Raw genomic sequence first — 17,955 nt, forward strand, 5'->3', positions numbered from 1 at the left:
ATTTCGGCTTATTTCTTCATCAGAGTCGCCAGGCTGGCGGCCAGTTCCTCGAGCTTGGCCAGATTGTGAACGGCCAGCATGCCGTGCGCGTGGGCATGCAACACGGCGGCCCCGCGCGCCAGCGGCGCGTAGCCGTCAAAACGCAGCAAGGGGTTGAGCCACAACAGGCGGCGGCTGCGCCGGCGCAGCCAGGCCAGTTCGCGGGCCAGGTCGGACGGCTCACCGGTGTCCAGCCCGTCGGTGATGACCAGGACGATGGTGCGCCGGCCGACCAGGCGGCGCGCATGCCGCTCGCGCAAGGTGGCCAGCGAGGCGCCGAGTTGGGTGCCGCCGGCAAAGTCTTCAATCGCCAGGCTGGCGTGGGCCAGCATCTCGTCGGTGTCGGCCTGGCGGAAGGCCGGCGTCAGGTCGGTCAGGTGCATGCCGAAAGCAAACACATCGCGGTGCGGGTGACGCCGCGTGGCCGCGTGCAGAAAGGCCAGCAGCAAGCGCGCGTAACGCTCCATGGAGCCGGACACATCGACCAGCACAAGCAAAGGCAGGGCCTGCTCGCGCCGCTGCATGCGCGGCAGGTGCATCAGCTCGCCGCCCGTTCGCGCGGCCTGGTGCATCACGCCCGGCCAGTGCATGCGCGCGCCACTGGCGGCGGGCCGGCTGCGCCGCGAGGCAAACATCGGCAGCGGCAGCTTGATGTCGCGCGCCAGCCGCTCGACCAGCCGGTACTCGGTGGCCGACAGCGCGTTGAAGTCGGCATGCTGCAGGCGGGCGATGTCGCTGGCGGTCATGGCGGCGTCAAACTCGACCTTCTGGTCTTCGGTACTGGGTTTGGCCTGCTGGCCGAACGCCTTTTGCGGTGCCAGCGCCTCGCGCACCCGCGGCCGTCGCTTGCTGGGCTCGGCCTTGCCTTCGGCGCTGGGCAGCAGCTGGGCCAGCAGCTTGTTGGCGACTTTCGGGTCCTGGAAATACACGTCGAACAGTTCGCGGAACACCAGCCGGTCCTGCTCACGGCTGACCATCACGGCTTCAAAGGCGGCGCTCAGGTCTTCCCTTTCGCTGATGCCGACGGCAAGTGCGGCTTCCTTGGCCAGGGCGATACGCTGGCTGTCCACCTTGACACCGGCGCGGCGCAGGGCGCGGCCGAAGCCGGCGATGTTATCGGCGAGTTTGCCCGCTCTGGCATCACCGAGGAGCATGGAGAGCCCTCACCCTAGCCCTCTCCCAGGGGGAGAGGGAACAAGAACAGGGGCCCGCCCCCCTCTCCCTCTGGGAGAGGGTTGGGGTGAGGGCTGCCCGCCGTTGAGCGGGTTCAAGCAGGCTCCACCGTCTCATCGGGCTTCAACAATTCAACAGCCAGCTCATGCGTAAGCGCGGCCACGTCTTCGCGCTGCTTGAACAAAATGCCGGCGGTGTCGGCCACCACTTCCGGGTCCACCACCAGCGTGTCCAGCGCTACCAGCGCCTTCGCCCACTCGACACTTTCGGCGATGCCGGGCGCGCGCTGGAAGGCATTGCCGAAGGGCGAGCGGCGCAACCGGTCCACAAAACCGGCTACCTGGGCCGAGAGCTGTTCGCCCGCCTCGGGCACCTGGGCGCGGATGATGGCCAGTTCGCGGTCGCGGTCAGGGTAATCGAGCCAGTGGTAGAGGCAACGCCGCTTGACCGCGTCGTTGAGTTCACGCGTGCGGTTGCTGGTGAGAATAGTCACCGGCGTCACCTCGGCGCGCACCGTGCCGATTTCCGGAATGCTGACCTGGTACTCGCCGAGGTACTCGAGCAGAAAGGCCTCAAAAGGCTCGTCGGCGCGGTCCACCTCGTCGATCAGCAGCACCGCGCCCGGCGCCGGGGTTTGCAGCGCCTGCAGCAGCGGTCGGCGTATCAGGTAGCGGTCCTGGTAGACCTCGCGTTCGACGTCGGCGGCATCGCCGTGGCCTTCGACCGCACGCATGTGCAGCAGCTGGGCGGCGTAGTTCCACTCGTAGAGGGCTTCGCGCTGCTCCAGCCCGTCGTAACACTGCAGGCGAATCAGCTGGCGCTGCAGCGCCAGCGCCAGGGCCTTGGCCAGCTCGGTCTTGCCGACGCCGGGCTCGCCTTCGAGCAGCAGCGGGCGCTGCAGCTTGAGCGCGAGAAACACTGCCGTGGCCAGCCGCCGGTCGGCAAAGTAACCAGCACCCTGCAGCGCCAGGGCCAGTGCATCAATCGTGGGAAAAGGTGTCATCGGATCAGTGTACCTGTTGCTATCTATTCAATAGCTGCTTGCGCCCGTCCATCAAGGGCGGGAGGCCTAAAAGGCCCAAAAGTCCCAAAGAGCCTGAAAGACTTCAGGACTTCAAAAACCGCAGAGGCCCGGTGCCGGGGCGACACCGGGTCAGCCAGCCGGTCAGGCCAGCGCCTTCGCCACGCCGCGCTGGGTCTGCACGCTGATCAGGTTGGCGCGGTAAGCCGCCGTCGCGTGGATGTCGCTGTTGAGGTCGGTCGCGTCAATCTTCACCGCTGCCGCCGCTTCGGGCGTGAAGCTCTTGCTCAGCGCCGCTTCCAGCCCCGCGTGGCGAAACACGCCGCTGGAGGCGCCGGTGACAGCCACACGCACACCCGCATCGAACTGCGCCACAAACACGCCGACCAGCGCAAAACGCGAGGCCGACTGCTTGAACTTCATGTAGGCCGCGCGCTTCGGGATGGGGAAGCTGATCGCGGTGATCAGCTCGCCCTCTTCCAGTGCGGTGGCGAACATGCCGAGGAAAAAGTCGTCGGCAGCAATCTTGCGCTTGGTGGTGTGGATGGTCGCGCCCAGCGCCAGCACCGCACTCGGGTAACAGGCAGAAGGGTCGTTGTTGGCGACCGAGCCGCCCAGCGTGCCCATGGCGCGAACCTGGCGGTCGCCGATGTTGGCGGCCAGCTCGGCCAGCGCCGGCAGCGCTGCTTTCAGCTCGGCGTTGTTGGCCACGTCGATGTGGCGCGTCATCGCCCCGATGACAAAGCTGTTGCCTTCGCGCTTGATGCTGCTCAGCTCCTTGATGCCGCTGAGGTCCACCAGCTGGTCCGGGCTGGACAGGCGCAGTTTCATCGACGCCAGCAGGGTCTGTCCGCCGGCCAGGGCTTTGGCGCCGTCGGCGGTGAGCTGCGCGGCGGCAGCCAGGGAGGTGGGTCGTTCCAGGGTGAAGGGGTACATGGTGGTTTTCTCCTTGGAGGGTTCAGTGTTTGGCGGACTGGATGGCTTCCCAGACGCGGCTGGGGGAGGCCGGCATGTCGAAGTCGATCACGCCGAGCGGCTTGAGGGCGTCAAGCACGGCATTGATCACCGCTGGCGGCGAGCCGATGGCACCGGCCTCGCCGCAGCCCTTGGCGCCCAGCGGGTTGTGGCTGCAGGGTGTGCACAAGGTGTCCAGCGTGAAGTTGGGCATGTCGTCGGCACGCGGCAGGGTGTAGTCCATCATCGAGCCGGTCAGCAACTGGCCGGACTCGAGGTCATACACGCAGTTTTCCAGCAGCGCCTGACCGATGCCCTGCACCAGCCCGCCATGCACCTGGCCCTCGACAATCATGGGGTTGATGATGTTGCCGAAATCGTCCACCGCGGTGAAACGATCGACCCGCACCTGTCCGGTGGCCGGATCCACCTCGACCTCGCAGATGTAGGTACCAGCCGGGAAGGTGAAGTTGGTCGGGTCGTAAAACGCGGTTTCGTTCAGGCCCGGCTCCAGCTTGTCGAGCGGGTAGTTGTGCGGCACATAGGCCGTCAGCGCCACCTGGCCGAAGGTCACCTTCTTGTCGGTACCCTTGATGGTGAACTCACCGTTGGCAAACTCCACATCGGCATCGCTGGCCTCCATCAGGTGGGCGGCAATCTTTTTCGCCTTGGTCTCAATCTTGTCAAGCGCCTTCATGATGGCCGTGCCGCCGACCGACAGGGAACGCGAGCCATAGGTGCCCATGCCGAAAGGCACGCGCCCGGTGTCGCCGTGCACCACATCCACCTGGTCCACCGAAATACCCAGCCGCGCAGCCACGACCTGCGCAAACGTGGTCTCGTGCCCCTGGCCGTGGCTGTGCGAACCGGTGAACACCGTCACGCTGCCGGTCGGGTGCACCCGCACCTCGCCACATTCGAACAGGCCGGCACGCGCCCCGAGCGCACCGGCGATGTTGCTGGGCGCCAGGCCGCAGGCCTCGATGTAGCAGGAGTAACCCATGCCGCGCAGCAGGCCCTTGGCGGCCGATGCAGTTTTGCGCTGCGCAAAACCTGCCACATCCGCCAGTTCATTGCCGCGCTTGAGCAGGGCATGGAAGTCGCCCACGTCGTACTGCAGCGCCACCGGCGTCTGGTACGGAAAGTCTTTCACGAAGTTGCGGCGGCGGATCTCGTCCTGCGCCAGGCCCAGCTCCCAGCCGCAGCGTGAGACCAGGCGCTCGAGCAGGTAGGTGGCCTCGGGGCGACCCGCGCCGCGGTAGGCATCGACCGGGGCGGTGTTGGTGAACCAGGCATCGACCTCGACGTAGATCTGCGGGCAGGTGTACTGGCCGGCCAGCAAGGTCGCGTACAGAATGGTCGGCACGGCGGGTGCGAACGTGGACAGGTAGGCGCCCATGTTGGCGTCGGTGTGCACACGCATGGCCAGGAACTTGCCATCCTTGTCCATGGCCATTTCGGCATGGCTGGAATGGTCGCGGCCGTGCGCGTCGCTGACAAAAGCCTCGCTGCGCTCGGCCGTCCACTTGATGTTGCGGTTGAGTTTTTTGGACGCCCAGGTCAGGCACACGTCTTCGGCATACAAATAGATCTTGGAGCCGAAGCCGCCGCCGACGTCGGGGGCGATGACCCGCACCTTGTGTTCGGGCAGGCCCATCACAAAGGCCGTCAGAAGCAGGCGCTCGACGTGCGGGTTCTGGTTGGACACATACAGCACGTACTCGTCGGTCGCGCGGCTGTAGGAGCCGATCACGGCGCGCGGCTCCATCGCATTCGGGATCAGCCGGTTGTTGGTCAGGTCCAGCTTGGTCACATGGGCGGCGGTGGCGAAAACCGCATCCACCTGGCCCTTGTCGCCGATGGCCCATTTGTAGCAATGGTTGTCGGGCGCGGCCTCATGCAGGGCGGTGGCCTTGGCGGCGTCGGTGACACGCACCACCGCGCTCAGCACCTCGTAGTCGACCTCAACCAGCTCGGCGGCGTTCTTCGCCTGCTCCAGCGTTTCGGCCACCACCATGGCCACATGGTCACCGACATAACGCACCTTGCCCTGGGCCAGGATGGGGTGCGGCGGCTCCTTCATCGGGTTGCCGTCGGTGCTGGTGATCAGCCAGCCGCAAGGCAGCCCGTTGATCTTGTCGGCCGCCACGTCCTCGCCAACAAACACATCAAGCACACCGGGCGCGGCCTTGGCGGCGGCGGTGTTGATGCTGTTGATCTTCGCGTGGGCATGCGGGGAACGCACGAACACCGCGTAACTCTGGTTGGCCAGCGTGATGTCGTCGGTGTATTGCCCGCCGCCGGTGAGAAAGCGGTAGTCTTCCTTGCGGCGGACGGAGGTGCCAATGTTTGGCAGGTTGACGAAGTCGGATGCACCCATGTGTGTACTCCTGAAAATTTGGAAAGAAACGGTTGGCAGGGTTGCCGGCGGCTCGCCCGACAGCGGCGCCGGAAAAAAGGGGTCGGCGCGGCGGTTCAGCTCGCCATGGCAGCAGCGCCCTGCTGCACCGCCTTGACGATGTTCTGGTAGCCGGTGCAGCGGCAGATGTTGCCTTCGAGCAGCTCGCGAATTTCGCCTTCGCTGGCCTGGGGGTGGTGCTTGCACAGGTCCACGGCACTCATGACCATGCCGGTGGTGCAGAAGCCGCATTGCAGACCGTGGCATTCCTTGAAAGCCGCCTGCATCGGATGCATGGTGCCGTCGGCAGCCGCCAGGCCTTCGATGGTGGTGATGTCAGCGCCCTCGGCCTGGGCGGCCAGGATGTTGCAGGACTTCACGGCGCGCCCGTTCATGATGACCGTGCAGGCACCGCACTGGGCGGTGTCACAGCCGACATGGGTGCCGGTCATCTTGAGCTGCTCGCGCAGCACCTGGACCAGCAGGGTGTTGGGCGGGGTTTCCACACTTTTGGCTTTGCCGTTGACTTTGAATTGAACTTGCATGCGCTTGTCTCCAGTGGGCTGTTTTTGTGACGACGGGTTGGGCTACGGACGGAACAAGGATCATTGTTGAAGTGGCGACCCCGCCGGGGCCTAGGTTAAACCCTAGGACCTTGCCAAAGCCCGGTTAAATTCTCAAAATGGAACAGTTGGTGGCCGACCGCCAGCGCGGTTGCGCCGGGTCTGATACGCTGCAGCCACCGCGGGCATCCTCCCGCAGCCAGCCGCCGTTCACGAGCATTGCCACCTCATGCTGACCGTCCTTCCCACCTCCTCCGAGCAACGCCTGCAACAGATCGCACAAGCGCGCCAGGCGGTGCTGCGCGACGGCCAGAGCGTGTCTGGCACGCATACCGAATCGTGGATAGAACGCTCCTGGAAACGCTGCCTGGCCAGCGGCAAGAGGCCGGAGCAGGAGGTCAGTTTCGACCTGCTGTCGCCGCAGGCGCTGCGCCGCACCGAAGAAGCCAACCACGTGCTGGTGCAGGCGGCCCGCCCGGTCCTGGAAAAGCTGGGGGCGGCGATTGCCAGCACGCGTTACTTCGCCATCCTGACCAACGCGCAGGGCGTGGTGGTCGACGTCAATGGCGCCATCGACCGGCGTGACCGGCGCGCCGACCTGATCACCCGCATTGGCGTGGATTTGTCCGAGGACAGCGTGGGCACCACCGCCATAGGCGCGGCGCTGACCGAGCTGCAGCCGGTCTGGCTGCACCGCGGGGAGCATTTTTTCAGTGCCAACTCCGCCTACAGCTGCGCCGGGGCACCCCTGTTCGGACCGGACGGCCGCTGCGCCGGCATGCTGGACCTGACGGGTGTGGACACCGTTGAGCGCCCCGAACTCAAACACCTGGTGGTGCAGTCGGCGCGCAGCATCGAAAACGCCCTGATGCAGAGCCGCCCGCACGATCTGCTGATACGGCTGAACTGGTCCGGCCACAGCCTGGGCGAAGACAGCGACGGCCTGGTCAGCCTGGACCCGGACGGCTGGGTACTGGGGGCCAACCCCGCGGCACGCCAAATGGTGCCGGCGCTGCAGGCCGGCAGCCCGCCGGCCGTGCATTGCAGCGAGCTGTTTGCCCTGCCTTACGAAATGCTGTTCGATGCCGCCAGGAGCGACGCCGCGGGCATCCCCCAGGCCATGGAAGTGCCCCTGTGGTCGGGACTGCGCCTGCACGTGCTGCCGCTGCTGCGCGGCCGTGCGGTCGCACCCGGTCGGTTCAGCGGCCCGGCGCCGGCAGGGCCGGCCCTGGCGCTCAAGGATGTTGAAACGGCGCTGATCCGCAAGGCGGTCAATGAAGCCCGCGGCAACGTCATGAAAGCGGCGCGGGCACTCGGCATCAGCCGCGCCACGGTCTACCGCCGTCTGGGCGGCAAATCCAGGTAGTCAGTGCTTGTGGTCCATGGCAGCGGGCTTGCCCGATGCCGGAACGGTCGCACCCGGCGCCGAGGCGGCCACCGGCAGTTTCAGCTCGACCTTGCTCTCCTGGCCCCCGGCGTCCTTGAACGTCAAGGTCAGCGGCACGGTGCTGCCCTTGGGCAGGGCCTGCCTGAGTTCCATCAGCATCAAGTGGTAGCCGCCGGGCTTGAGCTGCACGGTGGTTCCGGCCGGCAGGTCCAGCGCGGGGACGGCGCGCATGCGCATGATGTCGCCTTCCATCTTCATCTCGTGGACTTCGGCCACGCCGGCCACCGGAGAGGACGCGCCCACCAGCCTGGCGCCGTCTTTGGCCGTGATGCTCATGAAGGCGCCGGTGCCCGACTGGCCCGGCACGGCGGCGCGCACCCAGGCGTCCTTGACCTCGACCGTCTGGGCGAACACAGCGCCAGCGGAAAGTACCAGCAAGGCGGCAATAACGTTTGTTTTCATGGATAGCTTTCGTTAATAAAAGAGATGAATCGAAAAAACGTAGTCAGTGGTGGTGCTGTCCGGCCGCATCGGACCGGACATCGAGCAGCACGGCAGGTGATTTCAGGCCCAGGGTCGAGGTGCCGGTGGCCGGCAGCTCTGACCAGTCATTGCGGCCTGACGCGCAGGTTTGCAGCACCTTGAACCAGAGCGGACCCGCTTCGGCGGGCAACCTGCCGCGCAGCACAAACTCGTCGTAATGCGCATCCGCCAGGGCCGCCTCCTGGTTGGCCGCGCGCCAGCTGACCAAGGTCACCTCTTCCGTCACCCGCTTGCCGTGGCTGTCATAAGGCCTGGCCAGTTGGCCGAGCTGGGTGCTCACCGTCCAGCCGGCCTTGGGCATGGGCTTGGCGCCCTGAAAGCCTGGCGGCAACCGCACCTCCAGCCCGGTTGTGGCCGAGCCGGCACAACCGTGGCCGACACCGAACACCGCTTTGTAGGTACTGCCGGCCGGAGCCTGCCCCTCGGCCAGGGAAATATGGGAAAACGCCGGCACAGCGACCGTCACAGCTGCGCAAAGCGCTATGTTTTTAATAGCTGATAAAAATTTCATGGAAACCACACATTGAAATGAACACAAGCACGTGCGCCGTCAGGCCCACACGCAACCGGCCTCGTCAGAGGCGTTTTATTTCAAAGTGCAGGCGGGCCGCGGCTGAAGGGCAGCCCCGGCGAGGACGCCGAGCGGACGGCATCCTGGAAGACGGCACCCATCGCGGTGACGGGTGCAGGAAAGACACTGGCCTGGACGGCCGGCGGCAAACCGGGTCCGGCAGAGCCGCAGAGGTCGCAATGCGCGGCAGCCGGTGAAGACCCGTCACCGCCCGACAGGTCCCCGGCTGCAGAGGACGACCCGTTGCCGGCCACGCTGCATAGCCCCCCCAGCTTGCCGGTCCGAACTTCCTCGGCCAGCATGGACACGGGCGCCAGCAGCGCCGAAAAGACGGCCAGAAACCCCAGCCACGCGGCAAAGCGGGCCCACAGCGGGCGACAGGACGAGGTGGCGGACACGGCCCGATTATAGGGACCGCCGACGGCGGGGTTTCGCCCGCAGGGCTGGACGACGGTGCTTCACCGCGCCTATACTGCTACAAAATAAATAGCTGTCCGCGCCCGCCCTACAAGGGCCGGATGCCTTTTTTATGGACAATTTCCGGAAGGCTCCTGAGCAAGCCCCCATGCCACATGTTCCCTGACCACCTCGCTGCCATGTTCGCGCCGCGCCAGCAAGGCGCCGCGCAGGTTGCCCTCTGCACCGGCGCGCAGGGCATTGCCGAGCGCCACCGCGATGTTGCGCAGCCAGCGCTCGTGGCCGATGCGGCGGATGGCGCTGCCTTCGGTGTGGCGCAGGAATTCTTCTTCCGTCCAGGCAAACAGCGTCGTCAGCTGCTGACCGGTCAGGCCCTGGCGCTCGTCGAAGTCGGGCAAGGCACTGCGCTGGGCAAACTTGTTCCAGGGGCAGACCAACTGGCAATCGTCGCAGCCGTAGATGCGGTTGCCGATCAGCGGCCGCAGTTCCAGCGGAATCGGGCCCGCATGTTCAATCGTCAGGTAAGAGATGCAACGCCGTGCATCGAGCTTGTGCGGCGCCACAATGGCCTGTGTCGGGCAGATGCTGATGCAGGCGCTGCAGCTGCCGCAGTGGTCGCTGACGGGCTCGCTGGGCGGCAAGGCCAGATCGACATAAATCTCGCCGAGGAAAAACATGGACCCGGCCTCGCGGTTGAGCAGCAGCGTGTGTTTGCCGCGCCAGCCCTGGCCGCTGCGCGCCGCGAGTTCGGCCTCGAGCACCGGCGCCGAGTCGGTGAACACGCGGTGGCCCAGCGCCTGCACTTCGGTCTCGATGCGCTCACTGAGTTTTTGCAGGCGTGCCCGCATGATCTTGTGGTAGTCGCGTCCCCGCGCATACACCGACACGATCGCCTCGCCGGGCCGCTGCAGGCGCGCCAGCTCCGCAGCCTGCCACTGCCCCGGCTGCACGGGTGTGGATGCCGGCAGATAGTCCATGCGAGCGGTGATCACGCTGACGGTGCCGGGCACGAGTTCGGCCGGCCGCGCACGTTTGAGGCCGTGCGCCGCCATGTAAGTCATGTCACCATGAAAGCCCGCAGCCAGCCAGGCCGACAAGCCAGGCTCAGCCGATGAGAGATCCACACCCGCAATGCCAATTTGCGAAAATCCAAGCTCGCGCGCCCATGACTGAATTTGAGAAACGAATTGATGGCTATTGAAGATCACCGACACATTGTAAAAAGGATGGCCTGGGACAGCGAGGCCCAGACCCAGGCCTTTGCCGAAGCCCTGGCCGGGAAACTGCGCGCCAGTGCCACGGGCGCCAACGCATTGATTGAGCTGCATGGTGATCTGGGCGCCGGCAAAACCACACTGGCCCGCCACCTGCTCAAGGCCCTGGGCGTGATGGGCCGCGTCAAAAGCCCGACCTATGCGGTGGTGGAGCCCTACAGCGTGGCCGACCCGGCCACAGCGGACGGCGTCTTGTCCATCTGGCATTTTGATTTTTTCCGCTTCAACGATCCCGACGAGTGGGAAGAAGCCGGCTTTCGCGACATCTTCGCCAGCCCCGGCCTGAAACTGGTCGAGTGGCCCGAAAAAGCCGGCAACCACCTGCCGCCGGCGGATCTGGACATCCACATCGAGATGCTGGCCGACGAAACGCGCGCCGTCATACTCACCGCCCACACGGACGCCGGCGCGGCGCTGCTGCCATGAGCGACAAGCCTGACACCACTATCAGCCGACGCAGCGCGCTGCAGATGGGCAGCCTGGTCCTGCTGCTGGGCGTGCAGCAGATCGCGCGCGGCGCGACGATTCTGGCGGTGCGGGTCTGGCCGGCCAGGGACTACAGCCGCGTCACGATCGAGTCCGACACGGGACTGAAAACCAAAACCTACTTTATTGCCGAGCCGCCGCGCCTGGCGGTGGACATCGAAGGCATCGACCTGATTCCGGCGCTGCGCGAGCTGGTGGCCAAGGTCAAGCCCGACGACCCGAACATCTCCGGCATCCGGGTCGGACAGAACGCGCCGGGGGTGGTGCGTCTGGTCATCGACCTCAAGCAGCACATGCTGCCGCAGGTGTTCACCCTGCCGCCGGTCGCGGCTTACCAGCACCGGCTGGTGTTCGACCTCTACCCGACCCAGGTGCTGGACCCGCTGGAGGCCTTGATCGCCGAGCGGCTCAAGGACAAACCGGATCCGGGGGCCGCACCCGATGCCATCGGCGAACTGCTCGCGCGGCAGACGGCCCGGCCCGCCGCCGGCCATCCCGCCCCCACCCCTGCCGTCCCGCCGCCGCCGGTCGCGGCTGCGGACAGGAACCAGGCAGGCGGCGCCAACCCGCCCGTCGCCCAGGCGCCGCCCGAAAGTGTCGGCGCCGGCGCAGGCGGGCGCAACAAGACCGACCGCCTCATCATCGTGGCGCTGGACCCCGGCCACGGCGGCGAAGACCCGGGCGCCATCGGTCCCGGCGGCACACGCGAAAAAGACGTGGTGCTGCAGATCGCCCTGCGCCTGCGCGAACGCATCAACAAGATCCCGAACATGCGCGCCTTCCTCACCCGGGATGCCGATTTTTTTGTGCCGCTGCACGTGCGTGTGCAAAAGGCCCGGCGCGTACAGGCCGACCTGTTCATCAGCATCCATGCCGACGCCTTTTTCACGCCCCGGCCGCAGGGGGCCAGCGTGTTTGCGCTCAGCGAAAAAGGCGCGACCAGCAGCTCGGCGCGCTGGATGGCCGACAAGGAAAACTCCGCCGACCTGGTGGGCGGCGTCAACGTGAAGGCCAAGGACGCGCAGGTACAAAAAGCCCTGCTCGACATGAGCACAACCGCGCAGATCAACGACAGCCTCAAGCTGGGCGGCGCCATGCTCGGCGAGATCGGCAACGTCGGCAAGCTGCACAAGCCGCGCGTCGAGCAGGCCGGCTTTGCCGTGCTGAAGGCACCCGACATTCCAAGCGTGCTGGTGGAAACCGCCTTCATCAGCAACCCCGACGAAGAGGCCAAACTGCGCAGCGAGGCCTACCAGGTGCAGTTGGCCGATGCGCTGATGCGCGGCATCGGCAGCTACTTCGCCAAGAACCCGCCGTTGGCGCGCAACCGTCCGCTGTAGGCGCGCATACCCCCCCGCGCATTCACGCGGGGCCCTGACAGGCGGGCCGGGCCCTCTCCTACAGGGCGACATCGCCTGCGGGCTTATGCTGAAGGTACAGGTGGCAGAGCTTCATCTCAAGCCTCATGCGACATCCCTGGACTTTACGAAGGTGAACATGATGAAAACGAAATTCTTGATGGCGGTTGCCGCAGCTTCCCTGATTGCCTTGACCGGTTGCGGCACCAATCCGACGAACGCACAGATCGGCACCGCTACTGGCGCGGTACTCGGTGGTGCGGCAGGCAGCGCTCTCGGCGGCGGCACACTGGGCACCGTGGGCGGCGCAGCAGCCGGTGCCTTGATCGGCAACGAAGTCGGCAAGCGCCAGGATCAGAAGCGCTAAGACGATTCAGGTCGTCCTTAGCAGACAAGCGGACATCAAGCGTCACGCTGCGCCTGCGGTCCGCAGTGGACAGTAGGCGTAACTCCCCACTCCCTCCCCCCACCTCTCCCTCGCCCCGCTGGGCGATGGAGGGGTGCTTCATTTGGCCGCGTGTGCTGCGCTCACGTGCAAACATGTCGGCCATCTGACTCCGACATGACGCGCTACGCGCGTCATGTCCCCCGAACCCGATCCCGATCCCGCACCCGTATTTGTTCCCCCACCCGTCGGGCTGGGCCGAGGAGCGCAGGCAAAAGCGGATCAGGGCTCGCGATTGTCTGAGCCGAAGCCGAGTTCGAGCGAGACCCCGCTTTTACCGAGCACCGCAGGTTGCCCCGAAGCGCAGTGCCGGGGACCCAGACCATCGGGTCGCCTTTTCTTTGCTTCCTTTCTTTTGGCGACGCAAAAGAAAGGGAGTCGCCCGCCGGGGCGAGTCCCGGCTTGTTGGAAGACCCTCTGAAGCGCAAGCTTGCCAATGCTTCGACAAGCTCAGCCAGAGGGAACTTGCGCTCAAGCTTGAAGCCAAGCGGCATGGCGCCGCTGGCCGAATCAAACCGGATAGATCAGCGAGTTGAGAATCATCTCGCTGTCGTACACACACAGGCGGCGCCTGAACTTCAGGCCCTCGCCCGTCCGCACGACCTCATCGACATAACGCCCCACGTTGTAGACCTCGCTGACACCTGCCGGCCTGGTGCGAAACACCGCGTAGTTCGCCTGCGACGTGATGACGTCCCCTTCCGCAGACAGAACCTGCGCCGGACTGATCACATGCCGCATGTAGTATGGCCCGTGGTAAATCGTCTGCGTGATGCCGTAGACGCGGTCTTTCATCATGCCGCGGCTTTCCAGGTCCATCAGGGCCAGCGGCAGGCCACGGTCGAAATTCTCGCGCGCCTGTACGGTGTAGCGCCCGTCCTCAAGAAAAAACTCCGGCCAGGCATCGAAACGTTTCTCGTCCAGCGCGGCCGCATAGGCCGCATAAAGCTGGTCAATCTCGAACTGAAGCCCCAGCCGTTCCAGCGTCGCACTGCTCATGGCGCCGCCTCCGTCATCACACCGTCTGCCAACACCCAGGTGTCGGCGGCCGGCGGCATTCGCGCTGTGTCGATCCCCACTTTGTGGGGCCCCTCGCCAAGTGCGCTCATACCGCCATCACTTTCTTCCAGTAGGCGTACATGCTGCGGATCAGTGTCTCGGTCACCATGTGTTCGGTCGCCTCGGTACCGGTGCCGCCCAGCTCGCACAGCGTCGAACGCCCTTCCCCGCCCTGGCGGAAACCGTCCTGGCTGAACTCGATGACCTCGCCGTCGTCGGCGCTGACAAAACCCGCCGGCCCGAACAGGTTGGCCTGGCGCAGGCGGCGCCGCGTCATCTCGGGCGTGTCGTCGGCAAAACCGAAATGTGTCCAGACAAAATCAAACTCGCCCTCGCCGCGCGGCACGATGTGGCGCGTGCTCAGCGAGTTGACCTGCTGCTGGATGATCAGACTGGGAAACAGGGTGATCATGGTGACGGTTGGCGTGATGGGGGTGCCGGGATGCGAGGGATCGTCCACCGTCCACCAGGCTTCCGGCACCACGTCGAGCAGGCGGTCGTCATGCAGCGCCATGTTGGCCTTGAAGGAAGTCACGCCTTCGGTCACCGCGGCGTTCTGCCCGCCCTCGTTGCGCCGCGAGATCATCACCGCGTGGCGACCGTGTTCGTCCATCACCATGCGGCTTTTCTGGTCGGCGCGCCACAAGCCGAAAGTGACAAACCAGGTGTGCAGCAACCCCGGGTGGTAAGGGTCCTTGATGTTTTCCATCATCAGCTTCCAGTTGCCCGGAATGCGCTGGCGGTTGTAGCCCAGCAGCGTGAGCTGCCGGCCCTTGAAGATGCGGTCCAGCCAGGGCATCACGTTCGGGCCCAGGTAATCTTCCAGCGGCTCGGTCGCCTCGCTGAAGCTTGCAAACACCAGGCCGTGCAGCACCGCCACGCGCAGCTTGGTCAGGCCGTGGTCTTTCAGATCGAACCCTTCGGGCATGCCGCCGTTGATGCAGTCGCCCTCCTTGACGCCATCCTTGAAGGGCAACCCGGCGAGGTCGCCGTTGAGCTTGTAGGTCCACTGGTGGTAGGGACAGACAAAACTGCGGGCATTGCCCTGCCCGTTCTGGCAAAAGCGCACGCCACGGTGGGCGCAGCGGTTTTCCACCACACGGATGCCGTGGTCGGTGTCCCGGTCTTTTGGCGCCACGCGGTCACGCACCATCACCACCTGGCGTTCGCCGACGTGACTCAATTTGAAATCGCCGAGCTTGGGAATCTCGACTTCGAGCCCGACATAACACCAGTGCGGGCCGTAGAAAATTTTCTCGAGTTCACGCTGGTAAAGCTGGGCGTCGGTGTAGGCCCAGAAGGGAACGCGGCTGGAGCCCGGTTCGCTCCAGCGGGAAAGGGGTTGATCAGCCATCATGCAAGCATCTTCCCGACCGGCTGTCCGGTCTGTGGTTCATTTCCCCGAATGATAAGCTTACTTATCAATTTTCGGAACAGGGTTTATGCGGACCCGCCACTCCGCCGTGTCTGCGGGTGATACATGGCCTCGATCTCCTGCGCAAAACGCTTCATCAGGTTGTTGCGCTTGAGCTTGAGCGTGGGCGTCATCAGCGCGTTTTCGACCGTCCAGGGCTCGGTCGTCAGCAGCACCGCCCGCGGCATGGCGTAACGCGCAAAATTCGCGGTCTGGGCCGCCATGCGTTTGAGCGCGGCCTGGTGCACCGCCGGCAGCTTCAGGCTGGCCGCGTCATCGGGGTTGACCCCGAGCGCCCCGGCGAGCCGGCACCATTCGGCCGGGTTCACCACCGCCACGCAGGCGATGAAGGGCTGGTTCTCGCCCACCACAAACACCTGCGCGAACAGGGGATCGACCGCAATCGCCAGTTCCAGGTCGCCCGGCGGCACCTTCTCGCCGGTGGAAGTGACAATGATTTCCTTGATGCGGCCCATGATGCGGATGCGCCCGCCGGTCATGTCGGCCTGGTCGCCGGTGGACAGCCAGCCATCGGGTGTCAACACCCGCGCCGTGTCCTCGGGCCGTTTCCAGTAACCCCGCATCACCGACGCTCCTCGCACCTGCAGCTCACGGTTTTCGCCCAGGCGCACCTCCACGCCCGCCAGGGCGCGGCCCACGGTGGCCGGGTCGTTGTCTTCCACGCCGTTGGCCGCCACCACCGGCGAAGTTTCCGTCATGCCGTAACCCTGCAGCAGGGGCAGGCCCAGCCCCAGAAAGCAGCGGGCCACCGCGTGTGACAGCGGTGCACCGCCGCTGACGGCCACCCGCACCCGCCCGCCGAATTGCGCGCGCAAGGTGCGCGCCACCAGGCGGTCCAGCAGCGGCCACAGCAGCGGGTCCAGCCAGGCCCGGCGACTGCCCTCGCCAGCAGCGAGCGGCAGGCCCTGCGACCGGCAAAAACGCCGCCAGCCCACGGCCTGGGTGGCCTCGAACAAACGGGTTTTCAAGGCCGAAGTGGCCAGTGTTTCCTGCAGTTTGGCAAACACCCGTTCGTAGATGCGTGGCACCGAGACCAGCACCGTGGGTCGCACGGTTTTCAGGTCCTCGGCCAGCAGCGGCACGGACCGCGCATAGGCCACGCAGCTCCCGCACGCCATCGGCAGGTAGTAACCAGCGGTGCGTTCGAAGGTGTGGGACAGCGGCAAAAACGAGAGGAACACATCGTCCAGCATGGGCACCACGCGCGCCAGGATGGCCTGCACATTGGCCACCACGTTGCGGTGCGTGAGCATCACGCCCTTGGGTTTGCCGGTGGTGCCCGAGGTATAGACGATGGCGGCCAGGTCGTCCCCGGACGGCGGCACGAAAGTGCCGTCCTGGCCCTTCCCGGCGGCCAGCCAGTCGGCCAGCGAACACACAGGCACGGCCTCGTCTGAAGAAGGGGTCGGCACGGCCTCGCCAGTGACCACGACGCGCCTGAGCGCCGGCATGGCCACACCGAGCGCCTCGATGGCGCGCCACTGGGCCAGGGACGACACCATGAGCAGCGCCGCCTCGCAGTCCGCCAGGATGTAGGCAATGCTGCCCGGGTTGTCGAGGGCATGCAAGGGCACCGGCACATGGCCGAGCGCCAGGGCCGCCTGGTCGAGGCTGACGGCATCCAGCCCATTGGGCAGCAGGATGGCGATGCTGGCGTGGTCCGGCAGGCCCATGGCCGCCAGCGCCTGACGCCATTGGGCAAAACGCTCGCCGGCCTGCGCCCAGGTGGTGGCCACCCAGAGGCCGGCGCCGGCATCAAATTCGCGGTAGGCCTCGGCCTGCGGGCTGCGGGCCACCCGAAAGGCCAGCAGCTCGGGGAGCGTGTGGACGGTGGAAAAATCAATCTCGGTGACAGTCATGGGCAGCTTGTTGGAAACGGAAAATTCTCCCGGGCAGTGTGCACCGCGCAGACGCGCCCGCCCTGCCCTGGATCAATGGAGCGGAAAAAAACCGTCAGTGCGCCGCTGGCCGGGCGGTCCGGCTGGCTTTCCAGGCGCCGTACAGCACAAACAGCCCGGGAATCAGGATCATGGCCCAGATGATCTTGCTCAGGTTGGCCTGCACCCAGGGCAGGTTGCCGAAGAAATACCCGGCGGTGCACAAGCCCACTACCCAGATCAGCGCGCCGATCACGTTGTAGGCGGTGAATTTGGCGCGGTTCATTTCGGCCACGCCTGCCACAAACGGCGCAAACGTTCGAATGAAAGGCATGAAACGCGCAATGATGATGGTGACGCCGCCATAACGCTCGTAAAACTCGTGCGCCTGGTTGAATGCGCGTTTGTTGAAAAACCGCGACTGCTCCCACTGGAACACCTTGGGCCCGAAATGCCGGCCTATCGAATAGTTGCACTGGTCCCCCAGGATGGCTGCCACCAGCATCACGGCGATGGCGACCGGCAGGCTCAGCAGGCCCACCCCGCAGAGGGCGCCCACCACGAACAACAGCGAATCGCCCGGGAGGAAAGGCATGACCACCACGCCGGTTTCCACAAAAATGATGAGGAAAAGCAGGACGTAGACCCAGGTGCCATAGGCTTGGGTGAAGGCCTCCAGGTGTTTGTCCACGTGAAGGATGAAGTCCATCAGAAAAGCAAGAAGTTCCATGGGGGTGATTTTGACATGGTGAACTCCTCCGGCTTTTGCAAGCCTGTGCTTTGCGGGTGCTTCGAGCAAGCCGGGGGTTGCCCGGCGGCAACTCACTTTTCTTTTGCGTCGCCAAAAGAAAAGTAAGCAAAAGAAAAGGCGACCCTGCTGTCTGCGACCCCCTTCGCTGTCGCTACGGGGGCAACCTGCGGTGCTCGGTCCAGCCGGGGCCGGGCTCGAACTCGC

17 protein-coding genes are annotated in these 17,955 nt (G+C 65.5%); 4 read left to right on the forward strand and 13 right to left on the reverse strand.

What is annotated here, in order from left to right; genetic code table 11:
* Positions 1–8: 8 nt before the first annotated feature.
* From PSV26_RS14635 to PSV26_RS14655, 5 genes are all read right to left on the reverse strand, one after another.
* The gene (locus PSV26_RS14635) at positions 9–1,193 is read right to left on the reverse strand and encodes a VWA domain-containing protein (RefSeq protein WP_300571722.1); all 1,185 of its coding nucleotides are present in this window, start codon (positions 1,191–1,193) and stop codon (positions 9–11) included.
* Positions 1,194–1,306: 113 nt separating this feature from the next.
* A complete protein-coding gene (locus tag PSV26_RS14640) occupies positions 1,307–2,215 on the reverse strand; it encodes a MoxR family ATPase (protein WP_300571724.1) in 909 nt (302 codons plus the stop codon).
* Between the two features lie 162 nt (positions 2,216–2,377).
* Positions 2,378–3,169: a xanthine dehydrogenase family protein subunit M gene (locus PSV26_RS14645; protein WP_300571726.1), complete on the reverse strand. Its 792-nt coding sequence runs from the start codon at positions 3,167–3,169 to the stop codon at positions 2,378–2,380.
* A gap of 22 nt (positions 3,170–3,191) precedes the next feature.
* Positions 3,192–5,567, reverse strand: coding sequence for a xanthine dehydrogenase family protein molybdopterin-binding subunit (locus PSV26_RS14650; protein WP_300571728.1), 2,376 nt, complete (start codon positions 5,565–5,567; stop codon positions 3,192–3,194).
* 95 nt (positions 5,568–5,662) lie between these two features.
* Complete coding sequence (locus PSV26_RS14655; protein WP_300516536.1) at positions 5,663–6,130, reverse strand: (2Fe-2S)-binding protein; 468 nt, start codon at positions 6,128–6,130, stop codon at positions 5,663–5,665.
* A 247-nt stretch (positions 6,131–6,377) separates the two neighbouring features.
* Between PSV26_RS14655 and PSV26_RS14660 the strand changes: the two genes are divergently transcribed.
* Complete coding sequence (locus PSV26_RS14660; RefSeq protein ID WP_300516539.1) at positions 6,378–7,514, forward strand: sigma-54-dependent Fis family transcriptional regulator; 1,137 nt, start codon at positions 6,378–6,380, stop codon at positions 7,512–7,514.
* Here the strand turns inward: PSV26_RS14660 and PSV26_RS14665 are convergent, their stop codons facing one another.
* The 4 genes from PSV26_RS14665 to queG all read right to left on the reverse strand — a co-directional run bounded on the left by PSV26_RS14665 (position 7,515) and on the right by queG (position 10,271).
* Positions 7,515–7,997 carry a copper chaperone PCu(A)C gene (locus tag PSV26_RS14665; RefSeq protein WP_300571729.1) on the reverse strand — a complete coding sequence of 161 codons (483 nt, stop codon included), beginning with the start codon at positions 7,995–7,997 and terminating at the stop codon, positions 7,515–7,517.
* 43 nt (positions 7,998–8,040) lie between these two features.
* Complete coding sequence (locus PSV26_RS14670) at positions 8,041–8,589, reverse strand: YcnI family protein (RefSeq protein ID WP_300571731.1); 549 nt, start codon at positions 8,587–8,589, stop codon at positions 8,041–8,043.
* An 80-nt stretch (positions 8,590–8,669) separates the two neighbouring features.
* The gene (locus PSV26_RS14675) at positions 8,670–9,047 is read right to left on the reverse strand and encodes a DUF2946 family protein (RefSeq protein ID WP_300571733.1); all 378 of its coding nucleotides are present in this window, start codon (positions 9,045–9,047) and stop codon (positions 8,670–8,672) included.
* A gap of 129 nt (positions 9,048–9,176) precedes the next feature.
* Positions 9,177–10,271 (reverse strand): tRNA epoxyqueuosine(34) reductase QueG, encoded by a 1,095-nt coding sequence (queG, locus tag PSV26_RS14680; RefSeq protein ID WP_300571778.1) that lies wholly within the window; start codon positions 10,269–10,271, stop codon positions 9,177–9,179.
* On the opposite strand from queG, the gene tsaE reads away from it, so the two are divergent.
* From tsaE to PSV26_RS14695, 3 genes are all read left to right on the forward strand, one after another.
* A complete protein-coding gene (tsaE, locus tag PSV26_RS14685; RefSeq protein WP_300516552.1) occupies positions 10,257–10,766 on the forward strand; it encodes a tRNA (adenosine(37)-N6)-threonylcarbamoyltransferase complex ATPase subunit type 1 TsaE in 510 nt (169 codons plus the stop codon). The genes queG and tsaE overlap by 15 nt on opposite strands.
* Positions 10,763–12,166 carry an N-acetylmuramoyl-L-alanine amidase gene (locus PSV26_RS14690; RefSeq protein WP_300571735.1) on the forward strand — a complete coding sequence of 468 codons (1,404 nt, stop codon included), beginning with the start codon at positions 10,763–10,765 and terminating at the stop codon, positions 12,164–12,166. The genes tsaE and PSV26_RS14690 overlap by 4 nt, the downstream gene beginning before the upstream one ends.
* Before the next feature lie 160 nt (positions 12,167–12,326).
* Positions 12,327–12,551 (forward strand): glycine zipper domain-containing protein, encoded by a 225-nt coding sequence (locus tag PSV26_RS14695; protein ID WP_300516574.1) that lies wholly within the window; start codon positions 12,327–12,329, stop codon positions 12,549–12,551.
* Between the two features lie 588 nt (positions 12,552–13,139).
* Here PSV26_RS14695 and PSV26_RS14700 read toward each other — a convergent pair.
* The 4 genes from PSV26_RS14700 to PSV26_RS14715 all read right to left on the reverse strand — a co-directional run bounded on the left by PSV26_RS14700 (position 13,140) and on the right by PSV26_RS14715 (position 17,730).
* The gene (locus PSV26_RS14700; RefSeq protein WP_300518560.1) at positions 13,140–13,628 is read right to left on the reverse strand and encodes an aromatic-ring-hydroxylating dioxygenase subunit beta; all 489 of its coding nucleotides are present in this window, start codon (positions 13,626–13,628) and stop codon (positions 13,140–13,142) included.
* 106 nt (positions 13,629–13,734) lie between these two features.
* Entirely contained in the window at positions 13,735–15,045 is a 1,311-nt protein-coding gene (locus PSV26_RS14705) for an aromatic ring-hydroxylating dioxygenase subunit alpha (protein ID WP_300518563.1), read from the reverse strand.
* 83 nt (positions 15,046–15,128) lie between these two features.
* Complete coding sequence (locus PSV26_RS14710; RefSeq protein WP_300571737.1) at positions 15,129–16,982, reverse strand: long-chain fatty acid--CoA ligase; 1,854 nt, start codon at positions 16,980–16,982, stop codon at positions 15,129–15,131.
* Positions 16,983–17,076: 94 nt separating this feature from the next.
* Positions 17,077–17,730 (reverse strand): DedA family protein, encoded by a 654-nt coding sequence (locus tag PSV26_RS14715; RefSeq protein WP_300518569.1) that lies wholly within the window; start codon positions 17,728–17,730, stop codon positions 17,077–17,079.
* Positions 17,731–17,955: the final 225 nt, after the last annotated feature.

The organism is Polaromonas sp. (genome assembly GCF_029945685.1).
Taxonomy (GTDB): domain Bacteria; phylum Pseudomonadota; class Gammaproteobacteria; order Burkholderiales; family Burkholderiaceae_C; genus Polaromonas.

Coding starts and splice junctions, on each gene's coding strand:
- PSV26_RS14635 (WP_300571722.1), bottom strand. CDS start 1,193: ATGCTCCTCGGTGATGCCAGAGCGGGCAAACTCGCCGATAACATCGCC.
- PSV26_RS14700 (WP_300518560.1), bottom strand. CDS start 13,628: ATGAGCAGTGCGACGCTGGAACGGCTGGGGCTTCAGTTCGAGATTGAC.
- PSV26_RS14690 (WP_300571735.1), top strand. CDS start 10,763: ATGAGCGACAAGCCTGACACCACTATCAGCCGACGCAGCGCGCTGCAG.
- PSV26_RS14645 (WP_300571726.1), bottom strand. CDS start 3,169: ATGTACCCCTTCACCCTGGAACGACCCACCTCCCTGGCTGCCGCCGCG.
- PSV26_RS14705 (WP_300518563.1), bottom strand. CDS start 15,045: ATGATGGCTGATCAACCCCTTTCCCGCTGGAGCGAACCGGGCTCCAGC.
- PSV26_RS14715 (WP_300518569.1), bottom strand. CDS start 17,730: ATGGAACTTCTTGCTTTTCTGATGGACTTCATCCTTCACGTGGACAAA.
- PSV26_RS14710 (WP_300571737.1), bottom strand. CDS start 16,982: ATGACTGTCACCGAGATTGATTTTTCCACCGTCCACACGCTCCCCGAG.
- PSV26_RS14665 (WP_300571729.1), bottom strand. CDS start 7,997: ATGAAAACAAACGTTATTGCCGCCTTGCTGGTACTTTCCGCTGGCGCT.
- PSV26_RS14660 (WP_300516539.1), top strand. CDS start 6,378: ATGCTGACCGTCCTTCCCACCTCCTCCGAGCAACGCCTGCAACAGATC.
- PSV26_RS14670 (WP_300571731.1), bottom strand. CDS start 8,589: ATGAAATTTTTATCAGCTATTAAAAACATAGCGCTTTGCGCAGCTGTG.
- PSV26_RS14655 (WP_300516536.1), bottom strand. CDS start 6,130: ATGCAAGTTCAATTCAAAGTCAACGGCAAAGCCAAAAGTGTGGAAACC.
- PSV26_RS14695 (WP_300516574.1), top strand. CDS start 12,327: ATGAAAACGAAATTCTTGATGGCGGTTGCCGCAGCTTCCCTGATTGCC.
- tsaE (WP_300516552.1), top strand. CDS start 10,257: ATGGCTATTGAAGATCACCGACACATTGTAAAAAGGATGGCCTGGGAC.
- PSV26_RS14640 (WP_300571724.1), bottom strand. CDS start 2,215: ATGACACCTTTTCCCACGATTGATGCACTGGCCCTGGCGCTGCAGGGT.
- PSV26_RS14650 (WP_300571728.1), bottom strand. CDS start 5,567: ATGGGTGCATCCGACTTCGTCAACCTGCCAAACATTGGCACCTCCGTC.